The sequence below is a fragment of the Natronospira elongata genome, assembly GCF_034931365.1.
In the GTDB taxonomy this organism is placed as follows: Bacteria; Pseudomonadota; Gammaproteobacteria; order Natronospirales; family Natronospiraceae; genus Natronospira; species Natronospira elongata.
The window spans coordinates 66225-83924 of record NZ_JAYGII010000003.1; the positions used below are offsets into that span (position 1 = coordinate 66225).

Annotated in this window: 17 protein-coding genes and 1 tRNA gene; 9 read left to right on the forward strand and 9 right to left on the reverse strand. The window is 61.9% G+C overall.

From position 1 onward, the window contains the following. Positions 1-15: 15 nt before the first annotated feature. Positions 16-330, reverse strand: a complete 315-nt coding sequence (rplU, locus tag VCB98_RS02400; RefSeq protein ID WP_346050107.1) for a 50S ribosomal protein L21 — start codon at positions 328-330, stop codon at positions 16-18. Positions 331-513: 183 nt separating this feature from the next. Between rplU and ispB the strand changes: the two genes are divergently transcribed. Next, positions 514-1482, forward strand: coding sequence for an octaprenyl diphosphate synthase (gene ispB, locus VCB98_RS02405; RefSeq protein WP_346050109.1), 969 nt, complete (start codon positions 514-516; stop codon positions 1480-1482). Positions 1483-1564: 82 nt separating this feature from the next. Next, the gene (locus tag VCB98_RS02410; protein WP_346050111.1) at positions 1565-2590 is read left to right on the forward strand and encodes an SPM autocatalytic domain-containing protein; all 1026 of its coding nucleotides are present in this window, start codon (positions 1565-1567) and stop codon (positions 2588-2590) included. Here VCB98_RS02410 and VCB98_RS02415 read toward each other — a convergent pair. Both VCB98_RS02415 and VCB98_RS02420 read right to left on the reverse strand, forming a co-directional pair. Beyond that, positions 2587-2823, reverse strand: a complete 237-nt coding sequence (locus tag VCB98_RS02415) for a hypothetical protein (RefSeq protein WP_346050112.1) — start codon at positions 2821-2823, stop codon at positions 2587-2589. The two genes, VCB98_RS02410 and VCB98_RS02415, sit on opposite strands and share 4 nt — an antisense overlap. After that, positions 2771-3001, reverse strand: coding sequence for a hypothetical protein (locus tag VCB98_RS02420; RefSeq protein WP_346050114.1), 231 nt, complete (start codon positions 2999-3001; stop codon positions 2771-2773). The genes VCB98_RS02415 and VCB98_RS02420 overlap by 53 nt, the downstream gene beginning before the upstream one ends. A gap of 171 nt (positions 3002-3172) precedes the next feature. Between VCB98_RS02420 and VCB98_RS02425 the strand changes: the two genes are divergently transcribed. After that, positions 3173-3249 (forward strand) — tRNA-Pro (locus VCB98_RS02425). 276 nt (positions 3250-3525) lie between these two features. Further along, positions 3526-4980, forward strand: a complete 1455-nt coding sequence (locus tag VCB98_RS02430; protein ID WP_346050116.1) for a Fic family protein — start codon at positions 3526-3528, stop codon at positions 4978-4980. 152 nt (positions 4981-5132) lie between these two features. Here the strand turns inward: VCB98_RS02430 and fic are convergent, their stop codons facing one another. Further along, complete coding sequence (gene fic / locus VCB98_RS02435; RefSeq protein ID WP_346050118.1) at positions 5133-6245, reverse strand: protein adenylyltransferase Fic; 1113 nt, start codon at positions 6243-6245, stop codon at positions 5133-5135. 253 nt (positions 6246-6498) lie between these two features. On the opposite strand from fic, the gene VCB98_RS02440 reads away from it, so the two are divergent. Beyond that, positions 6499-8532: a prolyl oligopeptidase family serine peptidase gene (locus VCB98_RS02440; RefSeq protein WP_346050120.1), complete on the forward strand. Its 2034-nt coding sequence runs from the start codon at positions 6499-6501 to the stop codon at positions 8530-8532. A gap of 138 nt (positions 8533-8670) precedes the next feature. Further along, positions 8671-10335, forward strand: a complete 1665-nt coding sequence (locus VCB98_RS02445) for an amidase (protein WP_346050122.1) — start codon at positions 8671-8673, stop codon at positions 10333-10335. Positions 10336-10344: 9 nt separating this feature from the next. On the opposite strand, the gene VCB98_RS02450 is transcribed toward VCB98_RS02445, so the two are convergent. Continuing rightward, positions 10345-10575 carry a hypothetical protein gene (locus VCB98_RS02450; protein WP_346050124.1) on the reverse strand — a complete coding sequence of 77 codons (231 nt, stop codon included), beginning with the start codon at positions 10573-10575 and terminating at the stop codon, positions 10345-10347. A gap of 14 nt (positions 10576-10589) precedes the next feature. Then, complete coding sequence (locus tag VCB98_RS02455) at positions 10590-11069, reverse strand: hypothetical protein (RefSeq protein ID WP_346050126.1); 480 nt, start codon at positions 11067-11069, stop codon at positions 10590-10592. A gap of 78 nt (positions 11070-11147) precedes the next feature. On the opposite strand from VCB98_RS02455, the gene VCB98_RS02460 reads away from it, so the two are divergent. From VCB98_RS02460 to VCB98_RS02470, 3 genes are read left to right on the forward strand one after another with little or no spacing between them, the layout of a single operon-like run. Continuing rightward, entirely contained in the window at positions 11148-12245 is a 1098-nt protein-coding gene (locus VCB98_RS02460) for a PQQ-dependent sugar dehydrogenase (RefSeq protein WP_346050128.1), read from the forward strand. Positions 12246-12247: 2 nt separating this feature from the next. Continuing rightward, the gene (locus VCB98_RS02465) at positions 12248-12904 is read left to right on the forward strand and encodes a TVP38/TMEM64 family protein (protein ID WP_346050130.1); all 657 of its coding nucleotides are present in this window, start codon (positions 12248-12250) and stop codon (positions 12902-12904) included. A 58-nt stretch (positions 12905-12962) separates the two neighbouring features. Next, the gene (locus tag VCB98_RS02470) at positions 12963-13820 is read left to right on the forward strand and encodes a DUF547 domain-containing protein (protein ID WP_346050132.1); all 858 of its coding nucleotides are present in this window, start codon (positions 12963-12965) and stop codon (positions 13818-13820) included. Between the two features lie 78 nt (positions 13821-13898). Here the strand turns inward: VCB98_RS02470 and VCB98_RS02475 are convergent, their stop codons facing one another. Genes VCB98_RS02475 through recQ form a run of 3 tightly spaced genes read right to left on the reverse strand, consistent with a single transcriptional unit; the run spans position 13899 to position 17498 of the window. Continuing rightward, positions 13899-14852, reverse strand: a complete 954-nt coding sequence (locus VCB98_RS02475) for an SPFH domain-containing protein (protein WP_346050134.1) — start codon at positions 14850-14852, stop codon at positions 13899-13901. 38 nt (positions 14853-14890) lie between these two features. Next, entirely contained in the window at positions 14891-15328 is a 438-nt protein-coding gene (locus VCB98_RS02480; protein WP_346050136.1) for a hypothetical protein, read from the reverse strand. A 28-nt stretch (positions 15329-15356) separates the two neighbouring features. Next, positions 15357-17498 (reverse strand): DNA helicase RecQ, encoded by a 2142-nt coding sequence (gene recQ, locus VCB98_RS02485; RefSeq protein WP_406672931.1) that lies wholly within the window; start codon positions 17496-17498, stop codon positions 15357-15359. Positions 17499-17700: the final 202 nt, after the last annotated feature.

Sequence of the window (17700 nt, forward strand, 5' to 3'; positions counted from 1 at the left end):
ACGGTTCGAAACAAATCAGCCCTTGATACCGGTGATTTCCACTTCGGTATAAGGCTGGCGGTGACCATAGTGGCGGCGATAGTTCTTGCGCCGCTTGAACTTGATCACGTCGATTTTCCTGTGGCGGCCTTCAGCCTTGACCGTGCCGGTCACTTTGCCGCCCTCGACATAGGGAGCACCCACTTTCGGCTCCTTGCCTTCCTCACCAATCATGAGGACGTTGTCGAATTCGACGGAATCACCCTCGCCGGCCCCAAGGGTCTCGACGCGGATAATGTCACCTTCACTGACGCGGTACTGTTTCCCGCCTGTCTTGATTACGGCGTACATCGGGTCTTGTCTCCAAAGAAAGCTAAAGGCCCTAGAGCGAAGCCGCGCATTTTAGCCCTCTCCGGCCCGCGGGTCAAACCCCCGCCACATCATGGGCAATTCCTGCCCCGCCGCCATTGTCGCACCCGCCGGGGGCTGCTAGCATCAGCGGCCTTCACGGCACCGGACCCTGAACCAATTATCATGTCGCTGCAGCAGATTCGTGAGCTCGTCCAGGACGATTTCGACGCCGTAGACTGCGAAATCCACCGCCAGCTCAATTCCGATATCGCCCTGATCAACCAACTGGGCCACTACATCGTCAATAGCGGCGGCAAGCGCCTGCGCCCGCTGCTGGTGCTCCTGAGCGCCCGCGCCGCCGGGGCTGACGGCCCGCATCCGGTCACCATGGCCGCGGTCATCGAGTTCATCCACACCGCCACCCTGCTCCATGACGATGTGGTCGACGCCTCCGAGCTGCGCCGCGGTCGGGATACCGCCAATGCCCTCTGGGGCAACGAGGCCGCCGTGCTGGTGGGGGATTTCCTCTATTCCCGCTCTTTCCAGATGATGGTCTCCCTGGAGCGCCCCTTGATCATGGATGTGATGGCCGACGCCACCAACCAGATCGCGGAAGGCGAAGTCCTGCAGCTCTTGAACTGCAATGACCCAGACACCACCGAGGAACGCTACCTCGAGGTGATCCGGCGCAAGACCGCCACCCTGTTTGCCGCCGGCACCCGCTGCGCCGGCATCCTCTCTGACAGCAGCGAATCAGAGCAGCAGGCCCTGTATGACTACGGCATGGCCCTGGGCGAGGCCTTCCAGATCACCGATGATGTGCTGGATTACAGCGCCTCGGCCGAAGACATGGGGAAGAACGTGGGCGACGACCTGGCCGAGGGCAAACCAACCCTGCCCCTGATCCACGCCATGCGCGAGGGCAGCCGGGAAGACCGGGACATGATTCGTCGCGCCATTGAAGAGGGTGGCCTCAACCAGATCGACGCGATCATCAAGGCCCTGGATGAAACCGGCGCCCTGGCCTACTGCCACCAACAGGCCAGCCGGGCCGCCGAACGGGCCGAAGCCGCCCTGGGTCAACTGCCCGACTCCCCCTACCGCAAGGCCCTGGCCGAGCTGGCCCGCTTCTCCGTGGCACGGGCGAGCTGAGCCTTTCCAGCCCCCAGAACTCAAGTTGTCAGGATTGGGGCCGTTAACCTTCTCAGGGACTCTGTCCCGGGGAGGTCCTATCGTGGAAATTGCCAACTCTGCCCTGCGGCTTGAATCCCGTCATTACCAGGAATCGCGCTCCCTTAATGTGACCTTTAGCCGCATGCAGGTGGAAATCGTGCCGCCTGCTGAGACCCCTGCCACAACCACAGAAGCCAGCCAGCGCCCGCTTGAAGAAAGCCAGCTCTCGGAAGAGGGTATGCGGCTTTCTGCCAGGGACGCCCTCAAATTATCGATCATGAAAGCAATCCTGGAACGCCTTGCCGGGCATCGTTTCCAGGTCTTTGAAGGTGAATCGCTGAATCCGCAGACACCCAATCAAGAGAGTCCCTTGACGGCAAGCCGGCCGGTTCTGGACCAGCCGCTGCTCCCCGAGATTCGCTGGTCCGTGGAGCTCAAGGAAATAGAGTGGCGACGGGAGCGGGAACACAGCGAGTTTCAGGCCATCGGCATCGTCCAGACCCGGGATGGTCGGGAAATCAGTTTTATCGTGCACCTGGACATGGCGAGGGACTTCGAATCGCTCAGCGTTAACAGTCTGACCACCCGGGGCGGGCCATTGGAGGACCCCCTGGTGATCAACTTCGACGCAGCCGCGGCCCAGCTTGGCCCGGACCCTATCGAGTTCGACCTGACCATTGATGGCCAATTGGAAGGCATGCCCTTCCTGCAACCGGGCAGCGGCTTCCTGGTCCACGACCCGGACGGCAAGGGTCAGATCACCAGTGGCGCCCAGCTTTTCGGGCCCGAGACCGGGCAGGGCTTCCAGGAGCTGGCCCGACATGATGACGACGGCAACGGCTGGATCGATGCGGGCGACAGCATCTACCAGGATCTGGCCATATGGCACCGGGATGCCGCCGGGAATTTTCACGTCAGCGATCTCAGCGAGATGGGCATCGGCGCCATCTCCCTGGACCGGACCGACACCCCCTTCACGCTAACGGACCCCCAGGGCAACACCCTGGGCCAGACCCGTAAGACCGGCCTGTATCTTGGCCTCAACGGCGAGATCGGCACCGTTCAGCAGCTCGACCTTCGAGTCTAGCCCCAGCGACGGGACGCGTCGATGCTGAACAGGGTGTCCGAATCCCGCAGCAGAAACAGGGCAAGACAGGCCGCCAGCATGGGCCAGGCGGCGAAGAACAGCAGGTGATCGAAGGGGGCCAGATACTGCTGCCAACTGGACAGCGTCGACACCCCATGCATGGCCAGAACCAGGCCGTAGCTAACCGCCTTGAACAGCCCCAGCAGAAAGGCCAGGTAGACCAGTATCTGCACCCCCCCCGATCGCCGCCAGAATGCCGGTCCCCATGCCCTCAAGCATGTAGAAATTCTCGAACGCGGCCGCGGCGTGATCCGGCGCCACGATCTTGTCCAGAGCCCACATGAACATGACGATAAAGACCCCGGTCCGCAGGGCCAGCAGGGAAACTCTCAGGCGTTTTGCATGATCCATGGCGATCATCTCCACTTGTAAGGATAGGCATCGGACGCCCCGCCCTGGGCCCCGTTACGGTCGTCCCTACCCCAGCCCGGAGCCACCGCTGCCCGAGGCCCGAGCCCGTCCCAAGCGATCTGCCCGGATTGCAACTCAGCGGTCAATACCGTATTATTCCGCGCCTGTCGTCGGGGTGTAGCTCAGCCTGGTAGAGCACTGTCTTCGGGAGGCAGGGGCCGGAGGTTCAAATCCTCTCACCCCGACCACTAATCTGCGGCCCACCGTTCCCGACGGTGGGCTTTTTTGTGTCTGGTGCCACTAGAGGGGAGGATTTGAACCTACGGTAAACGCCTGATCCAGCCCATTCGTGCATGCTCAAAAATCCGGTGCATTTAGCACTTCTGATGGATTGAATCAGGAGCAAAGCTGGCGCACGCAATAACCACTGCAAGTCAGCAATTGTCTCAATACGAATAATATGGACATTTTACCGCCCAAATGAGAGAATCCTGGACAGATTCTTGACCGTCTGGGGCGCAAATATGACGAGGGCGGACACATCGACGAGTGATCTGGTCTTCGCAAGCGGCGAACAAGCCCATGACAAGCGTCTTCGTCGGGCTGCCCAGGCCGGTGAACTGCAGCGCATCGCGCCCGGCATCTATACGACCATCCTAGACCAGACGCCGGCCGAGATCCTGCGCTCCCCGAGGCTCTGGCGGGTTCTCGCCCACAAATACCCCGGTTATGTGGTCGGCTACCGCTCCGCCCTCGAAGCCGCCCCCATCGGCGCCAGCGAAATCTTTCTGGTCGGCGCCCGTCATCGCCAGTCGGTAACGCTGCCAGGTATTACCGTGCGCTTGGCGCCCGGGCCCGGGCCGATTGCCGGCGACAGACCGTTCGTCGGCGAGCTCTACTGGGCATCCACCCCCAGAGCGCTTCTGGAAAACCTGACGGTGAGCCGGGCTCAAAAGGGGCTGCCCCGCTCCCTGGGCAGCAAGGCGGTTCAGGAACACTGCGAACGCTACGCGCTACGGGAAGGATTTGGCGCCCTTGAGGACCTGGGACACCAGGCAAGCCGCCTCGGGCAAGATCTGAGGATGAACCGCGAGGCCCGATTGCTCGAGGAAATGATCGGGGCCATTACCGGGAAACGGCGATCACGGCGGATTCTGGGCCCATCAGCCGTCCTGTCCCGCGCTGCGGGCCGCCCCGTTTGCCCCACCGCCGAGGACCGCTTTGATCGCCTGGCACAGGCCCTGCGGCATTCGACCACACCGCCCCGGCCGACAAACGAGACCCCGGATCAGGCCGACCGGCGGGCCTTCATCGAAGCCTATTTCTCTAATTACATTGAAGGTACCCGCTTTCTAATCGAGGAAGCTCAAGCGCTGGTCTTCCAGGGCGGCCCGGCACCGGGTCGCCCCGTTGCCGACAGCCATGACATCACCAGCACCTTCGCCCTCGCCCGCCGTCAGCTTGCCGACACCACGCCCGAAAGCAGCCAGGACTTGCAGCTACTCATCCGGGAGAGACACGAATCACTGATGGCACAACGGCCGGAATGGCGCCCCGGTGAGTTCCGGACTGGCCCAGTGGGCGCCGGTGCTCACACCTTCATGGACGAGGCTCTGGTCGAGGGCTCCCTGGCACTGGGCTACGACTACCTGGCGTCACTGGACAATCCCTTTGCTCGGGCGGTCTTCACCCTTTTCCTGGTGAACGAAGTTCATCCCTTCCTCGACGGGAACGGGCGCGTGGCCCGGCTCACTGCCAATGCGGAGTTAAGCGCGGCCGAGCAGGCCCGGCTGATTGTGACCACCGCCGACCGCCATCGCTATATCGCGGCCTTGCGGGCACTATCCAGAGACCGGGATCCCCAGCCGCTGATAGCCGTCTGCTACCACGCACAGCGAATCACCACGGATTTGTTCCTGGACACCTGGGATGAGCTGCTGGCGCAGTTGCAGGCCGAGGGCGCCTTTGAGGAAGGCTAGCGTATCCCATGGACGAATTGCGGGGCACACTGTTTCAGGCAGTGGGCTTTTTTGTGCCTGACAGCGGAGGGATTTGCTTAAAAGCTCTGATTGACACGAGCCTCTGGCCAGCCCCAGTCCCAAGCTCGGTTGTTCGCAGCCCCCTGACGCGCCTATGACGTCTTCCAGGCCTCGAATTCGTGGCTTTCCTGCGACATTAGCCGCATCAGTTTCGGATTCACGAATAGCTTTTCCTTGCCCGCTTTCTCCTCCTTCAGAACCCCGATAGAGGCGAGGTCCTTCAGGTACACCGACGCCGTCTGACGCTTGGCGATGTCACGCTCCACCAGCGAGCTGATCCGGCAATAGGGCTGCTCGAAAATCACCTGCATCAGCTCGTGGCTGTATATCCGCGGCAATTGCTGGCGGACATAAGCGGATGTGTCATCCATCAGCGCACGAATGGCGGCGACCTTGTCGCAAGTCCAGGTCGATACCTGTTCGACCCCGTTCAGCATGAAGAGAATCCATTCTTCCCACGCCCCGTCCCGAGTCACGCCGAGCAACAGGCGGTAATAATCCGCCTTGTTCTTCACAATGTAGCGGCTGAGGTAGAGGATAGGTAATGTCAGCAGCCCCCGTTCCATCAGCATCAGCACATTCAGGAGCCGCCCCGTCCGGCCATTGCCGTCCATGAATGGGTGAGTGGCCTCAAATTGGTAATGGCTGACCGCCATTCTGATCAATGGGTCCAGGTCATCCTCGCCATGCACGAAGGTCTCCCAGTTGGCCAGAAGCTCGCGAATACGGTCTTCGCCCTCGGGCGGGGTATAGATCACCTCGTCCCGGGCCGCATCATCAATCACCGTGCCAGGCAAACGGCGGATTTCCATGGGCCGGTCCTGGATCAGGCTACAAAGCTCCACGGCCATGGCCGTACAGACCGGCCGTGAATCGAGCAGTCGACAGCCCTCCTCCAGCGCCTTTCGGTAGCGAAGCGCTTCTCGGGTCGCCGGATCGGCACCCCGCTCATGGCGGGCGTGGCGGAATAGCTTCTCCGTGGTGGTAAAGATATTCTCGATCTCTGAGCTGTCGCGGGCCTCCAGCATGGGCAGGAGATTCACCAGCAGGCCCTGGTCCGGCAGCAGCTCACCCGCCTGGCGCAGTTCGGCCAGCGCGGCCCGGGCCGGAATACAGGCCTTGAGCACTGCCCGGGTCTCCACCGCCTCTATCGGCGGCGGCAGCGGGGGCAGCTCGTTATATGCCTGATCCGGACGCCAGCTCATGTTCATTTTCTCATCATTTTTCGACACAATGGCCTCTCAGGACCAGCCTATGTCGATGGGCTCGACACATCAAGCCATCGTGTCGATTTTTCCCCTCATTTTCGACAAATCGGACGATGGCAGCTCTGCGCTGAAAACCCGGGGCAGGCCATCCATGGCCAACCATTCCTGCCAAGACTTGCCGCCCAGCATCGTTATTGTGTAACAATGCGGCCTCCCCTATCCCGAGACTGCGCAGACAATGGAGGGAAACATGAAACGTTTCTTGATGGTCGGGCTGGCCCTGTTCCTGGCGACGGGCTGTGCCGAGGCCAATGGTAATAATGAAGATTTCAATCCCCTGTCCAAGGAGGTTCTGTGGGAAATGGACCGCCTGGGCAGCCCGGTGATTTCGCCGGCGGGTGGCCATGTGGTGGTGCCGGTGACGTCCTATGATGTGGACAGTGACGAAGCCACAACGCATCTCTGGCTGCTGAATGAGGACGGTGAGCGCCAGCGACAGCTCACCCGCCACGAGGCGGGGGGCAGCAATCCGGTGTTCAGCCCCGACGGCTCCTGGCTGGCCTTTACCAGCGTGCGGGGCGACGATGAGCGGCCACAGGTCTACCGCCTGCCCATGGATGCCCCCGGTGAAGCCGAGCAGATCACCGAGGTGCCCACCGGGGCCGGCGGCATCAAATGGGCCGGCGAGCACATCTACTTCGTCAGCAGCATCTGGCCCGATAAGGACTGGGACGAGATGGCCGAGAAAATCCAGGAAGAGCAGGAGGACCCCGTCTCCGCTCACGCCTGGGACGACCTACCCTACAGCTTTTGGGACCACTGGTTGGATGAGGCAAGGGAGAACCATATCTTCCGGATTCCGGCGGATGGCGGCGACATCGAGGCCATTACCCAGCCCACCGGCTTGCAACTGTCCCGCTCCGGAGCCGGTGCCGGCAGCTATGACGTTGCCCCCGATGAATCACTGCTAGCCTTTCAGGCCGACAGTGCCCGGGACGGAGTCAGCCCGGAATACGATCTCTTCTTGGTGACCCCGGGCGATGATGAGGCCCGCAATATCACCGCCGACAATGAAGCGCCCGATAGCAACCCGCTGTTCAGCCCGGACAGCCGCACCCTGGCCTTCACCCGCCAGCATATTCGCGGTTTTTATGCCGACCAGGCACAGCTCATGTTCCACGATGTGGACAGTGGCGAGCAGCGGATGATGACCGAGGACTGGGACCGTTCGGTGTCCGGTCTGATCTGGGCCCCGGACGGCAGCGGCCTGTACGGCGCCATCGACGATGCCGGGACCAACCGCATCTACTTCATTGACGGCGAGAGCGGTGAGCCGCGCGCGGTGACCGGTGATACCAACTTCAGCGGCCTGTCCATCTCCGACGACGGCGTTCTGGTGGCCAGCAACCAGAGCTTCCTTTACCCGCCTCGTACCGTTCGGGTGGACGGCGACAGAGGCGAAGCCAGCCGACTGGACGACTTCAATGATGAGGTTCTGGCCGACGTGGATCTGGGCAGCTATGAGTCGGTGACCTATGAGGGCTACGGCGGCCAGGAAATCCAGATGTGGGTCCACTACCCGCCGGGTTTCGATGAGAGCAAGGAGTACCCGCTCTTCCTGCTCATCCACGGTGGTCCCCACAACGGCATCACCGACGGCTTCCATTTCCGCTGGAATGCCCAGACCTTCGCCTCCTGGGGCTATGTTACCGCCTGGCACAACTTCCATGGATCCTCCGGCTTTGGCCAGGAGTTTACCGATGCCATCAACCCGGACTGGATGACCAAACCCTACACCGATACGGTCAAGGCAGCGGAGTGGTTTGCCGAGCAGCCCTGGATTGACGCCGATCGCATGGTGGCCGGTGGCGGCAGTTACGGTGGCTATCTGTCCAGCGTGCTGCTGGCCAAGGAGCACCCCTTCAATGCCCTGGTGATTCATGCCCCGGTGTACAACCTGTACTCGCAAATGTCGGCGGACTTTGCCGTCCACAGTGAGCGCTTCGGCGACTTCTGGGAGCATGATATTTATGAGCAGATCTCGCCCCATTACCTGGCCGGCGACTTCCACACACCGGCACTGGTCATCCACGGCCAGAAAGACTACCGGGTGCCGGTGGGGCAGGGTTTCGAGATCTTCCGAACCCTGCGTCATCAGGGCATCGACAGCCGCATGCTTTACTACCCGGATGAGAACCACTGGATTCTCAAGCCCAACAACTCCATTCGCTGGTACAAGGAAGTGCGTGACTGGATTGGTGAGTATGCGGAACCGGCCCGCTAGGCAATAAAGCTGGCCCGGTAACACAAGCGCCCCGGCGGCTTCGGCCCCGGGGCGTCTTTTCTCCCTTTGCCCTGGGATTCCTTCGCCCCGTCTGTGGCACACTCAGGCTCCTGTTGATGCTAACAAGGTGAGTGAGCGATGCGACTACTGGCGCCCCTGCTGTTTTTCCTTGGCCTGGCCCTTGGCGGGCTGGGTGCTTACTGGCTTGCCCCCGACCCCGCCCCGGATGAAGGCGTCTCCAAAGCCAATGCCGCTGCCGCGGAACAGTTGATGGACCTGGCCTTCCGGCCCGAGGACCGTGAGCTGATGCAGAACACCCTGGAAAGCCACCGCAGCCGCTACCAGCAGATGCGCGAGACGCTCATTCCCAACCCGCAGGCACCGGCGCTGGTCTTCGATCCGCGGCCCATCGGCTATGACTATCGCTCAGACCCGGTGGAACCGGAATGGTCCTATCCGGAAGACTTCAGCCGCCCGGCGGACGATGCCGAGCTGGCTTGGCTGTCGCTGTCGGAGCTTGGCGCGCTGCTGCGCAACGGCGAAATCAGCTCGGTGGAACTGACCGAATTCTTTCTCGGCCGCCTGCGCGAGCACGGCGACCGCCTGGAAGCGGTCATCAGCCTCACCGAGGACCGTGCCCTGGCTCAGGCCGAGACCGCCGACCGGGAACTGGCGGCCGGCATCGACCGGGGCCCCTTGCATGGCATCCCCTATGGCGCCAAGGACCTCTTTGCCGTGGAGGGGACCCGCACCACCTGGGGCGCGGCACCCTTCGAAGAGCAGGTGATTGATGAAACCGCCACGGTGATCCGCAAGCTGGATGAATCCGGCGCCGTGCTGATCGCCAAGCTGACTCTCGGGGCGCTGGCTTGGGGGGATGTCTGGTATGGCGGCACCACCCGCAATCCCTGGGACCCGGAGCTGGAACAGGGTGCCAGCGGATCCTCTGCAGGCTCGGGTGCTGCAACCGCGGCAGGGCTGGTGCCCTTTGCACTGGGCACCGAAACCCTGGGCTCGCTGGTCTCCCCCGCCACCCGGACCGGCACCACTGCACTACGTCCCAGCTTCGGCCGGGTCAGCCGGCATGGGGCCATGGCCCTGAGCTGGAGCATGGACAAGGTCGGGCCCATGACCCGCAGTGTGGATGATGCCGCCCGGGTCTTTGCCGTCATCGACGGACCGGATGGGAAGGATGTCAGCCTGCACCCGGTGGCTTTCGACTATCAGCCCCGGGAAGGCCTGGAGGGGGTGGTCATCGGCTATCTGGAAAACACCTTCGAAGGCGCCAGCGAACAGGATAAAGCGGTTCTGGACGATCTGGAGGCGCTCGGCGCGGAACTGCGCCCCGTTGCCCTGCCCAATCTACCCCTGGGGGCCATGCAACTCATCCTCGATGTGGAAGCGGCCACCGCTTTTGATGCCTTCACTCGAGACAGTCAGGCAGACGAGCTGGTCCGCCAGGAGGAATTCGCCTGGCCCAATGTGTTCCGGGCAGCGCGCTTCATTCCCGCGGTGGAATACCTGCAGGCCAATCGTCTACGCCAGCGGCTGATCGAGGAAATGCATGAGATGGTGGCCGAGGTGGACGTCTATGTCGCGCCCTCACATGGCAATCTCAACCTGCTGACCACCAATCTCAGCGGCCACCCGGCCGTGACCGTCCCCAACGGCCTTGACGAAGGGGAGCGCCCGACCAGCATCACCTTCACCGGCGGCCTGTTTGAAGACGATCGCCTGCTGGAAGTGGTCAGCGCCTGGCAGGTCGCCACCGAGCATCATCAGGCACGACCGCCGAACTTTTAGGCCAGCGGGCTATTCCAGGCCGGTGCCCTCTGAACTGCCGGGGGTGAGGGGGAAATCGTCTCCATTCACCTCCGGCTTTTCAGCCTGGATCGCGTTCATGTCCGGGCCGAAGCTGCAGCCGGCCATCTCTGGCGGCACGGCGAGGTAGCGGTTGCCGGCCTTGAATTCCGAGACCAGTTCATCCTCTTCCGCCGCCTCCTTGACCTCCCGGGCGAACAGGGGCTGTTTCTCATCGGCCATCACGCACTCTCCTGTCAGCTGCTTGTGGATTGGACTTGCTCGGCCGACGGCTGTTTCAAATAAAGAAAAAGCCATCCGCCCACCAAACCCGGCAGAGCCATCAGCAGGGTGCCGCTCAGGCTGCGGGTCGCCGCGATGGGAGTCATGGGCAGCAGGCCGTGCAAAAGGCCCAGCAGGGTCAGCAGCGCCGCCAGACCGCCGATGGGATACAGCCATCCTGCCACGTCCGGCTTCAGACGGCTGATGCCAGCGGCCACGGCAAAGGCCAGCAACAGGCTGATCCCCACCAGCACCCCCCACAACGGGGCAAACCCGGTCAGATCCTGGACGCTGACCACCACCCGTGTCCACATGTCCACAGGTGCGCCCAGGGCGGCGATGGCATTCATGTTGAACTGGGTCTGGACCAGCGAACCCAGCGCTGCGGTCACCGCGGTGGCCGCCAGCCAGCGGGCCAGCCAGGCAATGGGAACAAGCAGGCGTTGCCGATTCATCCAATCCTTCCTTTCTGATAAGTTAACGGAACCTCCGTACAGCGGTTCCCAAATCTGGCTTAACCGGATGATGCGACCATGAAAGGCATTCTGCCAGCAATTCTCTTCATCTGCCTGCTTCCCCTGTCCACGGCCACGGCCCATGACTATGATCTGGAAACGGTGGCCGAGGGCCTTGAGCACCCCTGGTCCATCGCCTTTCTGCCTGATGGCCGCATTCTGGTGACCGAGCGTGCCGGCCGCCTGCGTCTGATCGAGGACGGGATCCTGCACCCGGAGCCCATCGCCGAGGTACCCGAAGCCTATGTGGCCAGCCAGGGTGGGCTGTTCGAGGTCATGCTCCATCCTGATTATGAGCATAACGGCTGGATCTATCTGAGCCTGGCCCATGGCACCCCCAAGGCCAACACCACCCGGGTTGTGCGTGCCCGTCTGGAAGACCACGCACTGACGGATCTGGACGTACTTTTCGACAGTGAGCCAAGCAAGGATACCCCCGTCCATTACGGTGGACGGATGACCTTCCTCCCCGACGAAACCCTGCTGCTGGGCCTGGGCGATGGATTCGACTACCGCGAAGCCGCCCAGGACAGGGGCAGTCACCTGGGTAGCCTGATCCGCCTCAATGCCGACGGCAGCATCCCCTCCGACAATCCCTTCGTGGACGATCAGGATAGTCTTCCTGCGATCTACAGCTACGGCCATCGCAATATTCAGGGCATCATCCACGACCCGGAGACCGGCCTCATCTGGTCACACGAGCATGGTCCCCGGGGCGGTGACGAGCTCAATATCATCCGGCCCGGGGCGAACTACGGCTGGCCCGCGGCGACCCACGGGGTGGATTATTCAGGCGCCCGCATCACGCCCCACAAATCCCTTCCGGAAATGGAGGATCCGATTCACGTCTGGACACCGGCCATTGCCCCGGCCGGCATGAGCCAGTATCGCGGCGAAGCCTTTCACCGCTGGCAAGGCAATCTGTTGATTGCCGGTCTGGTGGCCCGGGCGGTGATTCGGGTGGAACTGGAGGGTGAGGAGGTGGTTGCGACCCACCGTCATTTTGAAGACATCGGCGCCCGTATCCGGGCCGTGCAAACCGGCCCGGAAGGCGCGATTTATATCCTGACCGACTCGGCCGATGGCGCCGTCATCCGGGCCAACCCGGATACCTGACAATGGATCGACGCACCACTGCCGGCCCACTGCTGCTGATTCTGATTGTTGCCGTTGGCCTGATCTTCGCTGTATGGCAACCGGTGGAGGTGGACACGGTCTTTGCCTGGGGAGAGAGGCTGGCGGGCAACCCCCTGACTCTGGCCCTACTGGTTGTGGTGCAGATCCTCTTGTTCACCTTTGCCCTGCCGGGGAGCACCGTCATCTGGGCAATCGCGCCCTTTCTGCCCCCCTGGATCGCCGTCCCCGTTCTGGTATCCGGTGCGACCGCTGGGGCCGTCGGGGCCTATTTTCTCTCCGGCCGGCTCAGCCGGGATTGGCGTGTCGGCCCTGCCTCCCGACGGGTGATCGGGCTGCTGGAACAACGCGGAGACTTCCTGACCCAGACAGCCCTTCGGGCTCTGCCCGGCTTTCCCCATTCCATCGTCAACTATGCCGGCGGCATCCTCCGTCTGCCCCTGCCCGGCTTCATCGCCGCAGCCCTGGTGGGGCTGGGGGTCAAATGGTGGGTGTATGCCAGCGCCATCCATGGCCTTGCCACCGCAGCCCGGGGCGATGAGGCGCTGGGTGGCCGAGAACTGCTGCCGTTGTTCATCCTTGCTGTTCTGTTGCTCATCGCCGGACTGGTGAAATGGAAACTTCGTCAGCGCTCTCTGTAACAAGCCCCGCGTCTGCCCCGTCTAAGCAAATCCTGGCCGACTGGAAATGGAGCATACGATGAAATCAGCAAGAACCACCCCCTGGGCCGGCGTGATTGTTTTGGCACTGGCCATTGTGGCTGCGCCCGCCAGTGCGACCTCCCTGGAAAAGGTGTTCAATGACTTCCAGCAGATCCTGGATCGACACTTGACGGAGAAAGACCTGGACCATGACGGCCTGGTGACGGCTTTCGATTATCATCAGGCACTGGCCAAGGACGAGACCATGGCGCTTGTCCAGCAGCAAAGGGCGGCGCTTGCAGACTTTGACCCTTCACGGATAGACGACCGGGAGAGCTTCAATGCCTTCTGGTTGAACGCCTACAACTTCTTCATGATCGCCCACATTCTGGAAGAGCGCCCGGACGGCGAAGTGGTGGAGTCGGTCTGGGATTATGGCGGCCGGGTAAACCCCTTCCGGAAAAATGTCTTTGAGCGTGAACTGTTCGATATCGGCGGCAAGAAATACAGTCTGGACCAGATGGAGAAGGGCATCCTGCTCGGTGAAGAAGCCTGGGACAAAGGCTGGGCGGATGCCCGTGTCCACTTCGCGGTCAACTGCGCCTCTGTGGGCTGTCCCCCGCTCCGTGCCCAGATGTACACGACGGATAATGTCGATGACCTGTATGCGGAAAATACCCGCCGTGCCCTTAACACTGACCGCCAACTGCATGTGGACGGTAACACCCTGATGCTTTCCAGTCTTTTCGATTGGTATGAGCAAGACTATGAGCGGGAAGAAGGGTCGGTCCGTGACTGGATTCGCAAGCACGGCGATGAGCGAGTGGCGGACAAGCTTGATGGGACCAATCGTATCCGCTACATCGACTACGACTGGAACCTGAACAGCCCGGGCAATTTCCCGGAATTCGACTAAGGAACCTCCGACCAGAGGTTCCAAAAAAAACGGCGCCCCTTTTGGGGCGCCGTTTTATGACTCTCAGAGAAGAGCGGTTCAGCCCTGCTGACGCAACTTGCCGGCCAGATCGCTGAAGGCACCGATGGTGCTGCCGAGTTGGCTGAACTCCGTGGGCAGGAAGACCCGGTCGCCCTCTTTGGCGATGTCCGGCAGGGTACGCAGATACTCCAGGCCCAGCAGGTAACCGGTCACCCGTTCTGCATCCAGACCACGATCGCCGCCGGCGGCGAGAATGGTTTCAATCGCCTTGCGCTCACCTTCCGCCCGGCGGATGGCCGCTTCCCGATCACCCTCGGCCCGCAGCACGGCAGCCTCCTTGTCACCCTCGGCCTGTTTGATTTCCGCTTCACGATGACCATTGGCCTCGGTGACGGTGGCGCGGCGCTTACGCTCGGCGGTCATCTGGGCCCGCATGGCCTCTTCGATCTCAACCGGCAGATCGATATCCTGGATCTCCACACGGGTCACCTTGACCCCCCACTTCTCACCAGCCTCGTCCAGGATCTCCAGCAGACGCTGGTTGACCTCGTCCCGGTTTTCCAGAAGGTCATCCAGTTCCCGGTTACCCACCACGGAACGCAGGGTGGTGCGGGTCAGGGTTTCCACGGCGAGGACGAAGTTCTCCACGGTATAAACCACGGACTTGGGATCCACCACCTGGTAATAGATGGCGCCGTTAACCCGCACGGCCACGTTGTCTTTGGTGATCATGGGCTGCCCCGGAAAGTCCAGCACCGTCTCACGCTGATCGATACGGTTGGTGTTGCTCATGATCCGCTGGCCGCTGCGGGTATAGGCCTGGACCGTCACCTGGCGCGGCTGATCAATAAAGGGAATGATCAGATTGATGCCGGGATTCAGGACCCGATGAAAACTGCCGAGCCGCTCAATGACCATGCACTCGGACTGCTGGACGATCCGCAGACCCTGGGCCAGAAAGATGGCGATGACAACGGCCAAAAGGCCAATGACAATAATACTTGCTTCCATTGCTTACCCCTTTAAGGATTCAGTAACGACAAAACAACTCAATCAGCGCTGACTGCACGAACCATGGCGACAATTCCTCGGAAACGGGTTACCACCACTTCCATGCCGGGCTCCGGCTTCAGACCACTGGGAAACTCCGCCGGATAAAAATCACCATAGATCTCCACGCCCACACGCCCGTCGCGTTCCACCACGGTGCGTGGTTGTCCCGCCTTGCCGCCCGGCTCGTTCATGACCGACACGCCACCTTCGGGAAAATAGTGACGGAAGATCATGACGATCACGGGCACGATCACCGCGGCGGCAACACCGAAGATCAGAAGCTGCCCCGCCAGTCCCATGCCAGGCAGAAAGGCCAAGACCAAAGCGACCAGAGCGGCGGCCAGGCCCAGGCCCAGCAGAATAAACTGCCCGCCCATGAGTTCGGCCAGCGCCAAGAGCAGAGCCACGACAGCCCAAAGATGCCAAGCTTGCATAGGATTCCCCCCTTCCGAAAGCAGCATTCTACCCGATTGAAACGGTCTCCACAGCAGCCTGCTCCGAGGTTTCCCTGATCAGGGCGGCGCGCACCAACTTAAGCGTCTTGAAGTCATAGACTTCGTCCAAGGCTTCGTGCACGGGCCTTAGTCTGGACGCGGGTTCGCCCTCCTGCATGAGGGCATCACGAATGGTCTCCAGTTCCGCTGCTTCGAGTGTAATCACATCCTGCAACTCCAGGCTGCCCTCTTCCACGCAGCGGGCCAGATGATCCTGGATGGTGACCACGGCAAGTTCGCGGCGGGCAGCGATGGCATCCACACTGTGGCCTTCACGGAACAGGGTCAAGGTCTGATGGTGGCTCGCCGTACCGCCCGCCTCGGCCTCCATCAGGCCGCGAATGACATCGAGAAACTGCTGCCCGTAACGCTCCAGCTTGGCCTGGCCGACACCGGGGACACGGGCCATGTCCGACAGGCTACGGGGACGCATGCGCAGCATCTCCATGAGCGTCGCATCGTGAAAGATCACATAGGGCGGCACGCCCTCGGCCTCTGCCTGCTCCCGGCGGCAGCGGCGCAGGGCCTCCCAGCCAGCCGGTGCGGCCTCCCCCGTCGCCCGACTTCTGCTGCGACGCTGACTGGCCTTATCCTCCCTTACCCGAAGGCTTTCTTCACCCCGCAACAAAGGCCGGCAGGCTTCACTTAGAAAGAGACTGCCGTGCCCCTCCGCGTCCGCTTCCAGATAACCACGAGCCAATAGCTGGCGGGTGACGGTGAACCACTGACGGCGGGACAGTTTTTCGCCGATCCCGAACGTGCTGAGGCGGTGATGACCATTGCGCCGAATCCGCTCATCATCCTTGCCGCGCAAGACATCAATGACGTAGTGGGCGCCGAAGCGCTGCCCGGTGCGATAGACACAGGACAGCAGCATGCGAGCCTGCTCGGTGACATCACGGGTATCAGGCGGTTGCAGACAATTGTCACAGTTCCCGCACTGACCGGCATGGTCCTCACCGAAATAGGCCAACAGCGTCTGGCGGCGACAGTCGGTGGACTCGCAAAAGCCCAGCAAAGCCTCCAGGCGCCGACGTTCAGCCTGTTTCTGAGCCTCGGGGGCAGTTGACTGGGCCAGCATCTGGCGAATCTGGACCACGTCCTGAAGCCCATAGACCATCCAGGCATCGGCCGGCAGACCATCCCGACCGGCCCGGCCGGTCTCCTGATAGTAGCTCTCGATGCTCCGGGGCAGGTCCATATGGGCCACGAACCGTACATCCGGTTTGTCGATACCCATGCCGAAGGCAACGGTGGCGACAATCACCAGGTCCTCTTCCTGGATGAAACGACGCTGGTGGTACTGGCGCTCTTCGGCCAACATGCCGGCATGATACGGCAGGGCATTGACACCCTGATCGGCCAGCCAGGCGGCCAGACTTTCGGTTTTCTTCCGACTCAGACAATAAACGATGCCGGACTGGCCGGCGTGACGCTCACGGATGAACCCCAGCAGTTGGTCACGGGCATTCTGCTTGGACCCAACACCGTAGCGAATATTGGGCCGGTCAAAGCTGCTGATCCAGGTTTCCACCCCGTCGGGAAAGAGCTGTGCCTCGATTTCGCGCCGGGTTCGGGCATCGGCGGTGGCAGTCAGGGCAATCCGGGGCACCCCCGGGAAGCGCTCCTTGAGGCAATCCAGTTGCATGTACTCAGGACGGAAATCGTGTCCCCACTGAGATACACAATGGGCCTCATCGATGGCAAAAAGAGCGATCCGCAACTGGCTGAGACGGGCCAGAAAGGCGCCCTGCAGCAGACGCTCCGGGGCAACATAGAGCAGGTCCAGTTCCCCGGCCTGCAGGGCCTGTTCGGTCGCCCGGCGCTCGTCGGGGGGCAAGGAGGAATTGAGGCAGGCCGCCTTCACGCCGCTATGACGGAGGGCTTCCACCTGATCGCGCATCAGTGCGATCAGGGGCGAGACCACCACGGCGGTGCCGGGTCGAATCAGGGCCGGAATCTGGTAGCAGAGGGATTTGCCACCGCCGGTGGGCATGAGCACCAGGGCGTTACCGCCGGAGAGGACCTGCTCAATCACCGATTGCTGATGGCCACGGAAGGCCTGATAACCGAATACCGACCGCAATACCTCGTGGGGGGATTCGCTCATACCGCTGCCTGATCTGCCCTGCTTGATGGAATGGGGCTGCATCCTACCGCAAAGCGGACGGCCTGGCGGCCCTCCGCCTGTCGGATTTTATCGACAGTGAGGATCAGAGAAAGGCGATTCTAAACCAATTACCCACTAAATTACGGCAACCCCTCCCAAAAAGCGCCTTTCATTCCTTTCCTCCTTGATCCCCCATGGTATC